Genomic DNA, 15,888 nt, shown 5'->3' with positions numbered 1-15,888 from the left:
TCCAATTTTATAATTTATAGTGTCACCGAGTTAAAGAATAATAAGATAGTCAGGATGAGTGCCGACGCCAAGATAGCTGGGCCAGCAACTTCAGCAATAACGATCGTTTTATGCTTATGCCAAGAGGTATAGACACGCTCAGCTACGAATGACAGCAGTATAAAGATAATCGTCGCCTGCGGTAGTTGCAGCGCGTTTACCCCAAGCAGCGCATAGCCAAACGTCCAGTAATGCGCCAGCCAGCCAATCTCCGCAAACACCAGCCCCCAGGCTAGACTGAGTACAGTAATCTGCTCCTCACGAAACGTCGATAGAAAATGCCGAGCCGTACCATACCCAATAATTAGCGCACTCAACACGACCACCGCGGCCGGCCATTCATGTGACACTGCAAACAGCGCTGCTGTACCGATAAACACCGCGAGGCCCGCCTGCAATGTCATCTGCCAGCGCTTTGACAGCGGCTTGATAGCGACAAGCCACGCTGCATAAAATATCGCCAGTGCGATTCGTAGCTCCAGCGTCGCCTGCGGCGCGTACATCAGCGCCACCACACCGAGACCAACCACCACGTCAACCAGACTTCCTTGAATATTCGTTAGCCAAAACTTAGGGCGTACCGACAATGTCCGCCACTTGCTTAAGAGTACCAACACAATCGCCGCCAACGGATAATGAATTTCCTGCGACATCCAGAACAAGACTGCCACCATCCCTAGATTGAGCGCGTAATAAGCGATATTACTGAGAAGCGACCGTCGCCTGGCTGTTTTTTTCAGAAACTCCATTGCCACCCTATTATACCAAATTACGGCCCGATTATCACCACGAAGTCAGCTTCGGCTGGCAGGTTAAATGGCGGTTTGCCTTCGGTTAATGTTACACCATACAGTTCTTTAATCTTGTTGGCAGAAGCCTGCTTAGACTTGCCTGACTCCAGCTGATAAACCTTATACTTTTCGGTAATTTTCTGTGGTGAATTGCCGACGCTCACCACGTTGAGCGATGCCGCCTTTAGGCGATCAGCTTCGGATTTGGCGGCTCCGACCACGCCACTGCCATTGAGCACCAGGACGCGCGCCTTTTCCTTGGCAAGTGCATCACCGTATATTTCCACCTTGATAAATGATCGGATTTGCGAGTAGTCGAACTGGCCAGCCGTTGGCACAACCACACTGGCGCCACCAACGCTACTCGTACCGAGCAAGACATTATCTTTTTCAATAAAGCTGAGACGATGAATATCAGAATCTTTAATCTTGGAGGCAACATCCATCACCGTACGAACTTCCTTGGCGTCAACGTTAGTGCGTAAGTTCTTACCCATGGCGTCCATCAGCGCCGTCACCTTGCCAAGATCAGTCAGCGTACCTGTCGAGGCTGCTTTATTCTTGAGCGCCATCAGCACCAACTGTTGGTTTTTCTCGCGGTCAAAGTTCGACTTATCCAGCCCATACGAACCGCCCAGCGCACCACGCGCTCGCGAGAAATACAGCGCCTTGTCACCGTCCATCTCATTTGGCCCATTCTTGAAATGAATGTAGTGCCCCGTCGGACAGCGTCGTTTCCGCTGCTCTGCCGACAGACCCTTTTCCCGACACATCCAGTCGACGCTCGGATCAAACACACCGCGCGGATCATCGCTCTGTACATTCACGGTCACACCACCGACCGCGTTGACCGCATCCTTGATCACCTGAGCATTCACATGCGCCACATACTGGAGGTCCATACCAAAGATCTTGCCAACAAACTCGCGACTGGCCTCCATCCGCTTTCTCTCGGCTTGCTCATCATTACCCTTGGCAATACAGTCAAAATACTCATTGATCTTGCCTGCGCTACCAGAATTACAAACCCGCCCAAACTGCACGTATAGGTCGCGCGGAATACTGAACATATAGGCGTCGTGTTTCTTCTGATCAATACTGAGCACCATCATCGAGTCAGTCAATGTCGCGCCCGGGTGCTCCGGGTCGTCATCCGTCGTACCGAGAATCAGCATGTTACTTCGCCCGTGTGCATCCACTTTCAGCGGTTGATTCTGAAACAAGTCAATCAGATTCCCGCTACCAAACACTCGCCCCGCATTGACCCACGCCTTGTACAGCAAAAATCCACCCACCAGAATTATCAGCGCCACGATCACCAGGATAATAATCTTTAGCTTGCGACGTTTTTTATGCGATTTCTTGCGCTTTTCGCGAGGTGTTTCGGGCTTTTGGAGGTCAAGATCTTTGAGCGAATCGCTGATATCTTCGTCAATATCAGCAGTTGACGAAGTCGCAAGGCGCACCCGATCAGCTTGTGACAGTGACTGGCGCGGTAATTGGACCGGCTGCTGCCCAAGTGTCTGCGGGGTAGACTGCTCCGCCCGACGAGGATGAGCGGCTACCTGCTCTGGCGATACACCACCCAAACGAGACCGCTGAACCCTTCGCGGTACAAATCCATCGACCGAATTCCTATTTGAAATTTTCACTGCTCCTTATTATAGCACACTTCTCTATTGATCAAGCTTTTGGTTTTCGCCGCCAAACCATGTATAATAAGGCGGATGGATGCTCATTTTCTCGATCGACACCCGCGCCTGAGGGACAGTCTGGGGCTGATTATTTTTGTGGTCGGAGTGATCATCGGGACAATCTTGATCAATACCTTTGTCTTTCGTAGTTTTGGCGTGCAGGGGCCGAGTATGGAAAACACCATGCACACCAATGACCGCCTGATCGTCGACCGACTATCAGTCACGATCAAACAGCTGCAAAATAAACAGTACATCCCCCAGCGCGGCCAAATTATTGTCTTTAAGAATCCTAATTACAATCCGACCCTAGGTCACGATGAATATATCGTCAAACGGGTAATTGCTTTCGCGGGTGAGCGCGTCACCGTCAAAAACGGCGTTGTCACCGTTTATAACAGCGAACATCCGAACGGCTTTAACCCCGATACAACCGTCAACAAAAACGAACCAAAGTCACCCACCTCCGGTGATGTCGACACCAAGGTGTCCGAGGGGACGGTTTTCGTGATGGGCGATAATCGCGAGGGTAATTTTTCGTGTGACTCGCGTAACTGCATGGGTAATATTCCGCTGTACGACATCGTCGGGCCGGTCATCGCCCGTATTTTCCCCTTCACACAGATCAGAGGATTTTAGTAATCAGCCAATCAAGTCGCGGATCCGCTCAAAATCCGCTTGGTCTTTGAAAGGGATGATAATCTGACCGGCACCGCGCTTACTGGTGCGAACCGTGATGTCAGCACGAAGTTTTTTCGACAGGCGCGCTACCGACGAGGCGTGCGGCGAGCGGGCTGGCTTTGGAGTTGACGCGGGGCCCAACGGCTGCTGTGCCCGCTTCCAGGCAGCAATCATCTGCTCGAGCTTACGCACGCTCCAGCCCTGATCAATCGTTTGCTGCAATAAATCCTCCGCCACGTCATCTGGCAGCCCCACCAATGTTCGCGCCTGCCCTTCAGAAATCTTATTTTCAAACAACGCCGTCCGCACCACGCTCGGTAATTTCAGGAGGCGCAGCGTATTACTAATGGCGCTGACCGATTTACCACCAACGTGCTGGCCGATTTGCTCCAAGGTCATATTAAACTGGTCGCGCAGTTTCATATACGCCGTCGCCGTCTCTAGCGGATTGAGGTCGCGTCGCTGCAGATTCTCGATCAGTGACACCTCTAACCGATGCTGATCGCTCAAACTGCGAATGATGCTCGGCATCTCTACTAATCCAGCCAGCTGCGCCGCTCGCCAGCGCCGCTCGCCAGCCACGATCATGAATTGTGCCCCACGTGGCGTCACGACGATCGGCTGTACCACGCCGTGACGACGAATCGAATCGGCCAGTTCACGCAGCGCCTCCTCATCAAAGAACCGCCGCGGCTGATCTGGATCTGGCGTAATATCGGTAATTGGTATCTGGCGTAATTGCGACATTGTCGCATCTTGACCAGCCGTCGGGTCAAAAGCCTCGTCAAACAAATTTGTCGGTATCAGCGAATCAAATCCCCGCCCAAGTCCCTTTTTCATCCTTCAATCCTCTCGATAATTTCTTTGGTCAGTGCGTGGTAGGCTCGCGAGCCCTTTGAGAAACGATCATACACGCCAACTGGTACGCCATGGCTTGGCGCCTCGGCAAGGCGAATGTTACGCGGAATCGTCGTCTTGAAAATCGTATCAGCAAAATGCTTTTTAATTTCATCGTACACCTGACTCGACAGAGTTGTCCGCGAATCAACCATGGTGGTCACCACGCCGAGCAAGCGCAGATGCGGATTGAGCCCCTTGCGGACCAACTTCATCGTCTCCATCAGCTGCCCCAGCCCCTCGAGCGCATAAAACTCTGCCTGCACTGGCAGCAAGACATACTGTGCTGCGATCAGCCCATTCACGGTCAGCAGACTCAGACTCGGCGGACTATCAATGATCACATAATCATACCCAGCGAGGCTCGCCAGCGCCTGGCGCAGCCGCACAAACCGCCCCTCAGCTTGGGCCAGTTCAACCTCGGTATTTGCTAGGTGTGGCGTGGCCGGTGCGATCGATAGATCCTTGATGTCAGTTTGAATAATTATATTATTCAAGGCCGTCTGGCCAGTCACCACCTCGGTCATCGTTATGCCCAATTCTTGCTTATCAATGCCAAGGCCGCTGGTAGCATTTCCCTGCGGATCAAAGTCAACGATTAGCGTCCGCTTGCCGGCTTTTGCCAAAAAATACGCCACATTAATTGAAGTCGTCGTCTTGCCGACGCCACCCTTTTGATTTGTCACCGCAATAATCTTCGTCATCGATACCCCTTCTGCTTACCTCATTGTACCATAGTTTCGACCATAAAAATACCGCCCTCATCGCGGGGCGGCATGCTAATTCATCGGTTATTTGATCGAGGTAATCTCAATCTTGGTATATTTCTGGCGATAGCCAGTTTCTTTGTGAACGCGTTTTTTAGCTTTGTAGCGAATGACGCGGATTTTGTCGCCTTTGACTTCCGCCTCAACGACTTTCGCTTTCACCACCGCGCCTTTTACGGTCGGCGTGCCAACTTTTGTTTTATCACCATCAATCACTAAAAGTGCGTCGAGAGTGAGTTCTTTTGTGCCTTCAGGGAGGAGATCCACCAAGAGGGACTCTTTTTCACTGACAACGTATTGCTTGCCAGAGATTTTTACGACTGCTTTCATTTCGTTCCTTAAAAATTAGTTTCCAATCTGTTCCATTGTACCAGAGATATGGTGATAAATCAATCACATTATCACATCCGTGCTGCACCATATGGTATACTCTATATTAACCGGTAGTTCTGTGTCAGTAATTCAAATATCCTACCCGTCGTAACACTACTGGCTTTAATGTATCCCCACCAGCAAATTCTAGCGCTACTACCTACAAACGCCGTAACCGATAAATACCGATCAGACCAGCGGCAACCGCGAGACTCGATATGCCAATAAGTAGATAACCATTATCACCAGTGTCGGCTAGTGATGTGCCAGATTTCTTCTGATTCTGGCTCTGAGCTGGATTTGGACTGCCCGGCTGCGGCTGTGGAGCCGGTGGTGTTGGTAAAGTGATTGTGAATGGCTTTGTCACGGTCGAGGTATTGCCAGCGATGTCGGTAAAGGTTAGCTTGACCGTGTGCACTCCATTGCCAAGCGCAGCGATAACATTCGCCGGCAGTGTCCAAGTTCCTCCTGCAACCGTCGCCGGATAATCAACACCATTAATAGTTACAGTTACCTTAGCAGCAGAATCAGTTACCGTACCGCTCAAAGCAGGCGAAGCAGTCGTGGCTTGTTGCGTGCCAAGCGTGCCAGTCGGCGCAATCGTATCAATCGTCAGTGTTAGCGGTGTTGACGGTGCTGATATATTACCAGCTGGCGTCTCTCTGCGGTACACCACGGTATGATTGCCATCATTTAATGCATTCGGTAAAGTCACCTCAACCGGTCCCACTGCTGTACAGTTGATAGTCTGCACCTCAACACCATCAACGATAAGATGCAGCTTGTCGGTAGCTGATATACACTGCAGTATTACCGTCGGTGTCGTGTTGTTGGTAATATTATCTGAGTCGCTCGCACCGGAATCAGAAGATGATTTAAGCGTTGCTTTCGCTGGTGGCGCAACAACATCAGCATCAACGTTGTAGGTTTTTGTCATACTCGTACTAGTCGTATTGCCAGCCACGTCAGAAGCAATTACCGTTACGTCAATCGTATGATCGGGGTCTGATACTAGCTCAGCACCCGGAACTGTCACTGCAAAGGCGCCGGTCCCATCAACAGTCGTCTCATACGTCGTACCATTAACCGTTACCCTCACCTTATCACCAGGACGAGTACCAGTAGCCAAGCCACGAATAATTTGCGGCGCAGCTGCTTCAGCGGCATTAATTGTATTATCAGCAGTCACCGAATCAACCGTAACCGCTGGAGCGGCCGGAGCAGTCGTATCAATTGTTACCGTTAGTGCCGGTGAGCCCTGCGAAGCATTACCAGCCGCATCAGTCTCAGTAAATGTTATCGCGTGATTACCCTCAGGCAGTGGTGTTGTCGGAACTACATCAACTGGACCGGGGCCAGTACAGTTCACCGTCCCATTTGCAACCCCATCTACATATAGCGTCAAGGTGCTGCCTGCCTCGGTACACATCAGCGTAAAGGCTGGCTTGGTTTTATTCGTAATATTGTCTGAGTTACTATCACCAGTGTCTGAAGCGGCGGTCATATCTGGAGCGGCAGCCGGTGTTACCGGTGGCTGTGAATCGCGCCACTGAGCGTACAGTGTCACGTCACCTGTTAGCTGAATATTAGCGCCAGCGGCATACGGCGTGCCCGTACCATTTGCCTCAGTATTCCAGCCAGTGAAGGCATGGCCCGCTTTCGTGAAGCTATTTGCCGCTGCCTGAACAGTACTATTATAGTTACCGACTGTATCGCTCATCGTTCCCGTGCCGGTATTTGCATCATAATGCACCTTATACTGATTAATCGTCCACTTGGCATACAGTGTTGTGTTGGCATCTGGCATCGTGTCAGTGCCAAAGTTCCATGGATTAGTGAACCCGGCATCTTTATACCAACCAGCGAATGTGTGACCGGTTTTGGTCGGCGGGGTTGGCTCAGTTGCCTTGGCGCCGTACTCTACCGTTTGTGGCGGTACAGGTGAACCATCCCGTGAATCAAAAGTAAGCGTATAGTTATTCTTGCGCCACTGGGCATACAACGTTACGTCGCCAGTTAGGTGGAAATTATCACCAGCTGCATATGCTGTGCCACCACCGTTAGCCATCATATTCCAACCAGTGAAGGCATGACCGGTTTTTGTAAAGTTACTGTTCGCCAACTGTACCGTAGCATCATAATTACCAACGGTATCTGGCGTTGCGCCACTACCAGTATTTGCATCATAGTGCACCTTATACTGATTCACTGTCCACTTAGCATGAAGTGTTGTGTCAGCTGCCGGCATCGTGTCAGTCGTAAAATCCCAGGGTTGCGTAAATCCAGCGTCCTTGTACCAACCAGCGAACGTGTGACCTGTTTTAGTTGGCACTGCTGGTGCTGTTGCCTTCGCACCAAATACCACTGTTTGATCCGGTACAGTAGAGCCGCCCTTGGTATCAAAATGCAATGTATAGTTGTTGACCTGCCACTGCGCATATAGCGTTGTATCGGCCGTTATCGTCACTGTTGCACCTGTCGCATATGCTGTGCCACCACCATTAGCCATCATATTCCAACCAGTGAAAGTATGGCCGGTTTTTGCCAAGTTACCGGTATTTGCTGCCGCAGCCACTGTAGCACCAGAACGAAGCGTCTCTCCTGTTGAGGCTGGCACTGTACCAGCATTAGCACCGTTTGCATTATACGAAAGGGTGAACAGATTATTCACCGTAATCGTTAGGTGTTTATCAAATGTCTGCCCTGCTTTGTTGGTAGCGCGAATACAAATTGCCAGCGTGGCATTCTGCTCATAGTCTGGTGACCGTGCTAGCTTGATCGTGTCGCCATCAATCGTCACAAGATTATTTTGCGCACCAGCACAGCCAAGCGTATAGGTGAAATCACCCTGTGGTGAGCCGACAGCGTCAGTACTCGTCAGCCGACCCAACACTGTCCCGACTGCGCTGTTCTCATCAATATTGGCAGCACCGGCATAGTCTACCGCGGTGACTGCATATGCTGTACAGTCTTTACCGCCATCAGCAATCGTCCATGCTTTTGCGTTCACCAAGTTGCTGCGCTGCGTATCCGCCAGGCAGAACTTGCTATTACCACCGCCGAGCTTGACGTTATTATTTACTGTCTGTCCCTGCCACGCCATCAATGTTGCATCATAATTTGGAGTCGATATCTTTATTCCATTGAGTAATCCGTCTGCATTTGTTAATTGACGGACATCCCAATGTGCCAGTGACTGGTCAAATTTCTCAGCACCAGCAAGCGCTAGGAGAGCATCCGACAATCGTGCGGTATTCCACTCACCAATTGGCTGATTAAACTTTTTGGCGTATGCCAATACTGCCACCATCGTCGTTACTTTGCTAACATCCCATTTCTGAATCGGCTGATTAAACTCGTAGGCATTGGTAAACGTGTTATCCATGTCAGTTACCTTAGCCGTATTCCAATTAGAAATGTCTTGGTTAAACTGGCGAGCTCCAGAGAACGTACTATTCAAACTCTGGACATTGGCGGTGTCCCATTGCCAGTCAGCACCCACACCCTTTAGGTTCTTGGCATCTCGAAACATATACGCCAGACTTACCACCTTGCCCATCCGCGGTTTATCGGTAGCCTTCACATCGAGATTCTCGGCACCATCAAAGGCATGCTCCATATTCAGCCACTCATTCGTACCCCACTGATCAATCGAAATAACTTTTAGCTTATCACCGGTAAAGTTAAAGAATATGCGCGGGAAAGCGCCGCTAATGCGAATCTGATACTCACCAGCTGTTGCATACGAACATACCGCATTACCCGTCTGACCAGTCAGCGTCACACCATTACCGCATGCAACGTTGTAATTATAACCACTACCAAATGTCGGTATGGTAAACGTGTTGCCAGCTCCTTTTCGCGTATCAATAGTCATGACGAAGTCAGTTGAATTGATAGGATCAGCTTTCGCCAACTGGCTTGATGCTAGGTAGTGCATTGTCAACACGCCGACAATAGCCGCAACTACAGCATTCGCCAGCAACAATCGCTTTGTCTTTTGTGTTATCTTCATGCGTGATGCCCCCTGTTATTATTGTATATTTCGGTATTTAGAGTACTAACGCCTACATTATACGTTAAGCATAAGCGTCTGGCAAGTAAAGATCATGTTCGATCAGATTTCACACGAACATGATCCAGATCGCCCACATACTACATTGTTCGCATGCAGCCAACCATCGACGTTACCGCCGTCCAAATGCATACCTACCGCTGGCACAACCTTGACGACACCGCCGGCCCGAGCATAATTACTGACTGCATCAGTTAATTCATACTCACCACGCGGCGATATTTCAACATCGGCACAAGACTGAATCACTTGTTTGGTGAGAACGTACTTACCGGTGTTGGCAAAGTGACTTGGCGCCTCTTCTGGCTTCGGTTTTTCAACAATCTCTACAAAGTTACCATCCTCATCCATCATAATCGCCCCATATCGGCTAATGTCATCACCCGGCACTTCCTGGACTAATAGACTGCACTGACCGTCTGGTGTTGCTGCTATCAACCGCGCTACCTCGCTTGAGCCGTCGGCATTATATATAAAGTCATCGCCCATCAGCACCACTGCCGACTCGCCGTCCTCGATATAGTCCGCTGCCAAGGCCACCGGTACCGCTGATCCGTACTTACCGTAGCTCGGTTGCGTCACAAAGTGAAGCTTCGCATCAATCGGCGCCACCAGAGCCAACTTGTCATCTTTGCCCTTGCTCCGCAAATAATCATTAAGTAAAATATTGCTCCGATAATAGCTCTCTAACTGTGAGCTCTGCTCGCCAACCACAAAAATCAGCTCACGCACGCCGGCCGCCAAGCAGTCCTGCACCACATAATCAATCAGCGGTCGATTGCCAATTGGCAGCATGCATTTTTCAATCGATTTAGTAATTGGTAGCATTCGTGTGCCCCAACCAGCGACCGGAATAATAGCTTTGGTAATCATATTTCCTCCTTACATCTTGAGTTCTTTATGTGATTTCTGCAAAATATCCATCATCTCCGCGTAGCGCATCTCGCCAGTGGAAATTTTGGCATAGAGATAAACAATATTATCTACCACCTCAATATTAACCTTAATGTCTTGATCATACAACCATGCCATGAAACTTGGATTGAGCAGCTCAAAGCTCGTCACCTGATTCTCATCGGTGGCATATACTTGGTAGCGCTTATTAAAGTCGCCCCATTCCAGTTCTACTTTTTTATAGCCTGATGGCGCCCTAAACCGTTTCAGGAAACGTGAATCCCGACGTTCCACTAAAATACCACCATACGACTTTGGCAAATTAACCTGCCCAATAATATAGGTAACTGCTGAATCACCATTTGAGGTATCGGCCATATACGTATACAGTTGCACCAGCAAATTACCCGTCCAAAACCCAATGATATGGTTATTGATATCAGTACCCTCAAAACCCTTCTTGAATAACTCACCCCTAGTTGGCAGTAGTAACCGTCCCCAATCCGGACTGAAATACATATTATATTGCGCTGCAAATTGCTGCATAGACGCGATACGCTGCATAGAGTCTTCTGTTGCCTGGTCGATACTATCTAGTAGCCAGCCGTTGCCTGAGCGCACAAAGTTCCACTGTTCACCAAATTCACTAGTGTCACGATACAGCACTGCACCACTCGTAACATCAACCAATTCGTCATTAGCTGAAGCAATGAAGCTCACGCTCACTCGATCATTCTGATCATTCACATCGTCATACGCCCGTGTGATAACAGCCTCATCAATCGCCACCCCTTTCATACGATTGACTCGCCCCATCTGTTGTAAAGCGTACAACATTAGTCCGATGTGCCGCGCATAATTCGGCGTAACGTATTGCTGAATTGATGGCAAATCCATCCGCTCCCAATCATACTGAAACCGATTAAACACCGTCGTTGCGTAATTGACAATACCCTGCTCATTCCAGGCGCTGTCCTGGGTAGCTGCTTGCTGAACGGCCTGTTTTGCAGCCTCGCTGCCTTTGCGAAAACGGCTGATCTTATCCGTAAATGCCCCGATAATCGCACCGACTAATGCCGAGATAGCCACCAGAGTAAATATAACAACACCGCCGAGTAGGTAGAACAAGCTAGCGAGTAGACCGGCCAAAAACCCGACCGCTATGGCGGCCATCTTTGACTGAGTGGTTTTTTTCACAAAACCACTTACCGAAATTGCAACTACCATCGGTATCCCGAAAAGGGCAACGCCACCACCACCGCCGCCAGAACTTGACCCGCCGCCACCGGCTCGCGCGAAAAAGAGTAACTGACTGAGCACTGCTAAACCATACATAGACCCATTGTACCGCGTTGCATGGCGATCGCCAAGGTCATGAGTGCCCGATCAGCGCGAGACCGAGCAAACGCTTGTCACGCATTAGTTTTGAGGTAGTAACTTTTATCATGATGACTATTTTACAACAACAAGAGCAATCTCGAGCTCAGCCCCTTCAACCATCACTGTCGACTGATTGTCATGTACCTTGCCAAACACCGCCAGCGTCTCAGTAGCAATCACCTCAGCATGCTCATCAATCGCTTGGCGGAGCTGCTCGTCATTCGTCGTCAGCTGCAGCATAATCCGATCGTCCACTTGCAATCCCGCCTTCTTGCGCGCGCTTTGGACGTGGCGAATGACTTCACGCATCAGGCCTTCGCGTTTGAGCTCGGGCGTCAATTGCTTGCTAATTTCGATCCAATTCTCTGGCTTGATCATGCCCTCGGTCACGTCATAGTCCGCCAGGTGTTCGTCTAGATTCTCAATCCAGCGAATTTCCTTAACATTTAGCTCCTCGGCCATGATCTGCTCGTAGTACTCAGCCAGCTTTGCACCCGCATATGCCGCACATTGCAGCGGCTGGCGAACCTTGATCGATGTTTGATGCTCATCCTGCTTCATCCGCAAACTAAGGCCGTTGTTGATCAATTCGCGCGTCCGGGACATATCGGCCAGCACCTGCTCATTGACCGCCCCAGCCGTGAGCCAATCCTTCAGATGAATCGACTCATCGTCGCCCGTCAGATTATGATACAACTCCTCGGCTAAGAACGGCGTAAACGGCGCCAAAATGTAGCTCAAGCGCACCAGCACGTAGTGAAGCGTGCGGTAAGCATCATTTTTATCACCATCATCCTCAGCGCCCGCGGCCCCTTTCGACGATCTCCAGAAGCGGCGGCGACTGCGGCGAACATACCAGTTGGAGGCGTCGTCGAGGAACGGCAAAATCGGACTAAGCGCATCAGGAATGTTGTAGGCACCCATATTCTTTTCAACTTCTGCGACCAGCTGATGCAAGCGGCTGACAATCCAGATGTCAAGTGGATTCGTGACTACGTTAACTACGGTCGCGATATCCGTTGCCTCAGGCCGCTCGGCCGCCAATTGATCCAGTTGGCGCTCTTGGCCTCGCTTTGCCGGAAAGGCAAAGCCTTCGTCACCAGATATCGCTTGACCGCTCAGCGGATCAACCAACTCGCCGTCAAACTCCCAACCATCAACCTCAGCATACATCGTAAAGAAGTCGTACATATTCCAAATCATGGCAAGTTTGCGCGCCACGTCGCCGACATCTTTATCATGTAAGGCAAAATCCTCGCCATTGAGCAGCGGACTGGATAGCAGCAAAAAGCGCAAAGAATCGGCACTGAACTTATCCATCAGCTCGTTCGGGTCGGTAAAGTTACCGAGGGATTTACTCATCTTGCGGCCGTCATTACCCGCCACCACACCGGTGGTGATGACGTTGCTGTAGGCGTTTTTATGCTGCTCACCAGCCTCGCCAAAGGCACCAATCTCCGCCAAAGCAGTGTTGACGGCATGCACATAGTAGAACCACGCCCGCACCTGGCCGATGTACTCAACGATGAAGTCCGCCGGATAATTCTGCTCAAACTTGGCCTGGTTTTCAAACGGATAATGCAGTTGTGCAAACGGCATACTGCCGCTCTCAAACCAGCAGTCCAACACTTTGTCGATGCGCGTGAACTTCTCGCCGTCAATTTCAAAGGTGATGTCATCCACCCACGGGCGGTGGTAATCATCCAGCTCCACGCCGCTGAGCTCCTTCAGCTCCGCATACGACCCGACCACTTTGACCGTACCCCGGTCGCCCTTCCACACCGGCATGGCCGTCGCCCAGAAGCGGTCGCGGCTGAGATTCCAATCTGGTGCTTGCTCGATATTCTTGGCAAAGCGGCCGTGCTTGAGATGAGCCGGGAACCAATTGATATGCTCGTTTTGCTCCAACATCAGCGGCTTCTGGCCCTGGATGTCGAAGAACCAGCTTGGGATGGCCCGGTACATGATGCGCTGTTTGCTTCTCGGATTGAACGGATATTCGTGACGAATGTACTCAATCTTCCACACCACACCCTTTTCTTTCAGGTCTTTGGCGATGAATTTATTATTTTCCCATACCTCCAGGCCTTTGTAATTGGTGTCAGTGTAGTAGCCGTTATCATCAATCACATGGAAGGGCGCGATGCCATTGGCTTTACCAAGTTCAAAGTCATCCTCACCATAGGCCGGCGCGATATGCACAATACCCGTACCCGACTCGTGCGAAACGAAATCCGCCGCGTAAATAGTGTGAATTTTATCATTCTGCGGCCAGGTCGAGCCGGTGTCGAGCGGCTGGTATTTCTTACCCACTAATTCACTGCCTGGGAAAGTACGCAGCACGTCGTAATCAAGTGACTGATGCTTTTCATCCTGCAGGGTGCGCTCGAGGGCTTCTTCGGCAAGGATGAACTTTTCACTTAGCGGCAGTGTAATCTCTGGCGCCAAACTCTTCTCCGTCGCAAAGAAGTGCCCCTTACCGGGTTCATGTTGCATCACTGCGTCAAGCTCTGTGCCAAGCTGCGCAAAACCCTGGTTAAGCACCTCAGCATCGTCCGAATAGACAATAGTCGGCCGCTGATCAATCTTCCGTCGCACCTGAGCAAGATCAACCGCAAGACCAACATAGCCCGATTCTTGCTTCCATTGCTCATCACTACTATTCGACACACCATACGCTGGCGCGATCATCGTCAGCGATGCAACCGTCACATTAGCATCCTGCAGATACTTCAAGAACGTCGCTGCACCGAGCGAATGCGTCACCATATGCGCATTGGCAAAGTCATATTGTGCCAACCGCTCTACATTTTCTGCTAAGTCTGGACTATCGGGGTTGACATGATCAATAATCGTCACCGCATACCCCTGTTGCTCAAGCTGCTGCTTCAGCTGCGGGTAGTACTCACGTGACGCGTAGGCATGCTTACCCGAGAGCAAGAACACATTTTTTGTACCCTTTGGTACCTTTACTTCGCAGTACGTCATCTCCGGGTTGACCGCCAGCATCAGGTTGGCTGGCAGCGTCCATGGGGTGGTCGTCCAAGCCAAAACAGCAGCGTCTTCATCATCCAGCTTAAACTTCACATACACACTCGGGTCAGTCACCGTTTGGTAGGCATCGTTGTCCATAGTCACCTCAGCCTTGCTGACAGGGGTAGCGAACTTGGTGTCGTACATCAAAACCTTTTCACCTTCGTAAATTTTGCCGGCTTCATACAGCTGTTTGAAGGCCCACCAGACGCTCTCCATAAAGTCCTTGTCCATGGTGCGGTAGGCACCCGCAAAGTCCACCCAGCGACCGATGCGGTCGATCACGCCCTGCCACGTCTCGCTGTTGGCCACCATGCTTTCGCGCGCCTTGGTGATGTATTTTTCTAGGCTAATGGTCGGCAGTGGGTTACCGTCTTTATCAAGTGGCACTGGTTGATTATATACAGCATCCGGATAACTACTCACTTCGAGACTATATAGCAACCAGTTAGCTCCTGTTTCGGTGGATATGTGCTCACCAACTCTTTGAAATCCATTACGCTCATACAAGTTCACCAATTTAGGTTGATGCTCGCCAACCTCTATACGAATCTCTTTGACCCCCTCCTGCTTACTTAAGCGAACAGCTTCTTTTAACATCGCATCCGCATAACCTTGCTTTTGGAATTCCGGTAGTACCGCCATTTTATAGAGATAACCAACCGACGTGTCATTATCCTTTTTTCCTGCAAAAAAATTATAACTATCCTCATCACTTATGACGACACTCCCTACTAGCTTATCGTCATCGTAAGCTACATAAAAATTATCTCTCCCAAATTCTTCTGCTAATTTATCTGACGTTAGATTGTTGGCACCCCAGCTACTGCTACCATAGCCTCGCTGCCCCATCCAGCCAGCAACTTTAGTAATAACTCTCATTGCGTTATCGAAATCATTTACCAGTTTAACTCGCTTGACACTATTCGTCACAATCTGCCGGCGATCCACGATATTCAGCTGCTTTTCGACGAAATTCTCCGCCGGCAGGCCATGACAGTCCCAACCCCAGCGGCGCTCCACACGCTTGCCCTTCATCGTCCAGTAGCGTGGCACTGCATCCTTAACGATGCTACTGAGCAACGTACCATGATGCGGCACACCAGTGATAAACGGTGGCCCGTCGTAAAAAACGTAGGCATTATCCGCCGGCCGCTGCGCCACCGACTTTTCAAACGTCTGGCCATCCTTCCAGCGCTGCACCCAATCCTTTTCGTATTCTGCCGCCCGGCGGCGTGTGCCGTGTGTGAATTTCATACTTCCTC

At 50.4% G+C, this 15,888-nt stretch carries 10 protein-coding genes; 1 reads left to right on the top strand and 9 read right to left on the bottom strand.

The window, feature by feature from the left end:
• Positions 1 to 14 precede the first annotated feature (14 nt).
• Both GWK78_00960 and GWK78_00955 read right to left on the bottom strand, forming a co-directional pair.
• Complete coding sequence (locus tag GWK78_00960; GenBank protein QHU93604.1) at positions 15 to 788, bottom strand: hypothetical protein; 774 nt, start codon at positions 786 to 788, stop codon at positions 15 to 17.
• A 20-nt stretch (positions 789 to 808) separates the two neighbouring features.
• Positions 809 to 2,482, bottom strand: coding sequence for a hypothetical protein (locus tag GWK78_00955; GenBank protein QHU93603.1), 1,674 nt, complete (start codon positions 2,480 to 2,482; stop codon positions 809 to 811).
• Positions 2,483 to 2,557: 75 nt separating this feature from the next.
• Between GWK78_00955 and lepB the strand changes: the two genes are divergently transcribed.
• Complete coding sequence (gene lepB, locus GWK78_00950; protein ID QHU93602.1) at positions 2,558 to 3,163, top strand: signal peptidase I; 606 nt, start codon at positions 2,558 to 2,560, stop codon at positions 3,161 to 3,163.
• Between the two features lie 3 nt (positions 3,164 to 3,166).
• Here lepB and GWK78_00945 read toward each other — a convergent pair whose 3' ends face one another.
• The 7 genes from GWK78_00945 to GWK78_00915 all read right to left on the bottom strand — a co-directional run bounded on the left by GWK78_00945 (position 3,167) and on the right by GWK78_00915 (position 15,880).
• The gene (locus tag GWK78_00945) at positions 3,167 to 4,045 is read right to left on the bottom strand and encodes a ParB/RepB/Spo0J family partition protein (protein QHU93601.1); all 879 of its coding nucleotides are present in this window, start codon (positions 4,043 to 4,045) and stop codon (positions 3,167 to 3,169) included.
• On the bottom strand, positions 4,042 to 4,806 hold the full coding sequence (locus GWK78_00940; GenBank protein QHU93600.1) for an AAA family ATPase: 765 nt from the start codon (positions 4,804 to 4,806) through the stop codon (positions 4,042 to 4,044). Before GWK78_00940 ends, GWK78_00945 begins: the two co-directional genes overlap by 4 nt.
• An 87-nt stretch (positions 4,807 to 4,893) precedes the next feature.
• Entirely contained in the window at positions 4,894 to 5,199 is a 306-nt protein-coding gene (gene rplU, locus GWK78_00935) for a 50S ribosomal protein L21 (GenBank protein ID QHU93599.1), read from the bottom strand.
• 202 nt (positions 5,200 to 5,401) lie between these two features.
• Positions 5,402 to 9,256: a BspA family leucine-rich repeat surface protein gene (locus GWK78_00930; GenBank protein QHU93598.1), complete on the bottom strand. Its 3,855-nt coding sequence runs from the start codon at positions 9,254 to 9,256 to the stop codon at positions 5,402 to 5,404.
• A gap of 102 nt (positions 9,257 to 9,358) precedes the next feature.
• Positions 9,359 to 10,189, bottom strand: a complete 831-nt coding sequence (locus tag GWK78_00925; GenBank protein ID QHU93597.1) for an NTP transferase domain-containing protein — start codon at positions 10,187 to 10,189, stop codon at positions 9,359 to 9,361.
• A gap of 9 nt (positions 10,190 to 10,198) precedes the next feature.
• Positions 10,199 to 11,545, bottom strand: coding sequence for a DUF3137 domain-containing protein (locus GWK78_00920; GenBank protein QHU93596.1), 1,347 nt, complete (start codon positions 11,543 to 11,545; stop codon positions 10,199 to 10,201).
• Positions 11,546 to 11,662: 117 nt separating this feature from the next.
• A complete protein-coding gene (locus GWK78_00915; protein QHU93595.1) occupies positions 11,663 to 15,880 on the bottom strand; it encodes a GNAT family N-acetyltransferase in 4,218 nt (1,405 codons plus the stop codon).
• Between the last annotated feature and the right edge of the window lie 8 nt (positions 15,881 to 15,888).

It is taken from the genome of Candidatus Saccharibacteria bacterium oral taxon 488, assembly GCA_010202845.1.
In the GTDB taxonomy this organism is placed as follows: Bacteria; Patescibacteriota; Saccharimonadia; order Saccharimonadales; family Saccharimonadaceae; genus Nanosynbacter.
Note: the sequence above shows the minus strand (reverse complement) of the source record. Positions and strands in the feature narration are given on the sequence as shown.

Coding starts and splice junctions, on each gene's coding strand:
- GWK78_00960 (QHU93604.1), bottom strand. CDS start 788: ATGGAGTTTCTGAAAAAAACAGCCAGGCGACGGTCGCTTCTCAGTAAT.
- lepB (QHU93602.1), top strand. CDS start 2,558: ATGGATGCTCATTTTCTCGATCGACACCCGCGCCTGAGGGACAGTCTG.
- GWK78_00945 (QHU93601.1), bottom strand. CDS start 4,045: ATGAAAAAGGGACTTGGGCGGGGATTTGATTCGCTGATACCGACAAAT.
- GWK78_00940 (QHU93600.1), bottom strand. CDS start 4,806: ATGACGAAGATTATTGCGGTGACAAATCAAAAGGGTGGCGTCGGCAAG.
- rplU (QHU93599.1), bottom strand. CDS start 5,199: ATGAAAGCAGTCGTAAAAATCTCTGGCAAGCAATACGTTGTCAGTGAA.
- GWK78_00930 (QHU93598.1), bottom strand. CDS start 9,256: ATGAAGATAACACAAAAGACAAAGCGATTGTTGCTGGCGAATGCTGTA.
- GWK78_00925 (QHU93597.1), bottom strand. CDS start 10,189: ATGATTACCAAAGCTATTATTCCGGTCGCTGGTTGGGGCACACGAATG.
- GWK78_00920 (QHU93596.1), bottom strand. CDS start 11,545: ATGTATGGTTTAGCAGTGCTCAGTCAGTTACTCTTTTTCGCGCGAGCC.
- GWK78_00915 (QHU93595.1), bottom strand. CDS start 15,880: ATGAAATTCACACACGGCACACGCCGCCGGGCGGCAGAATACGAAAAG.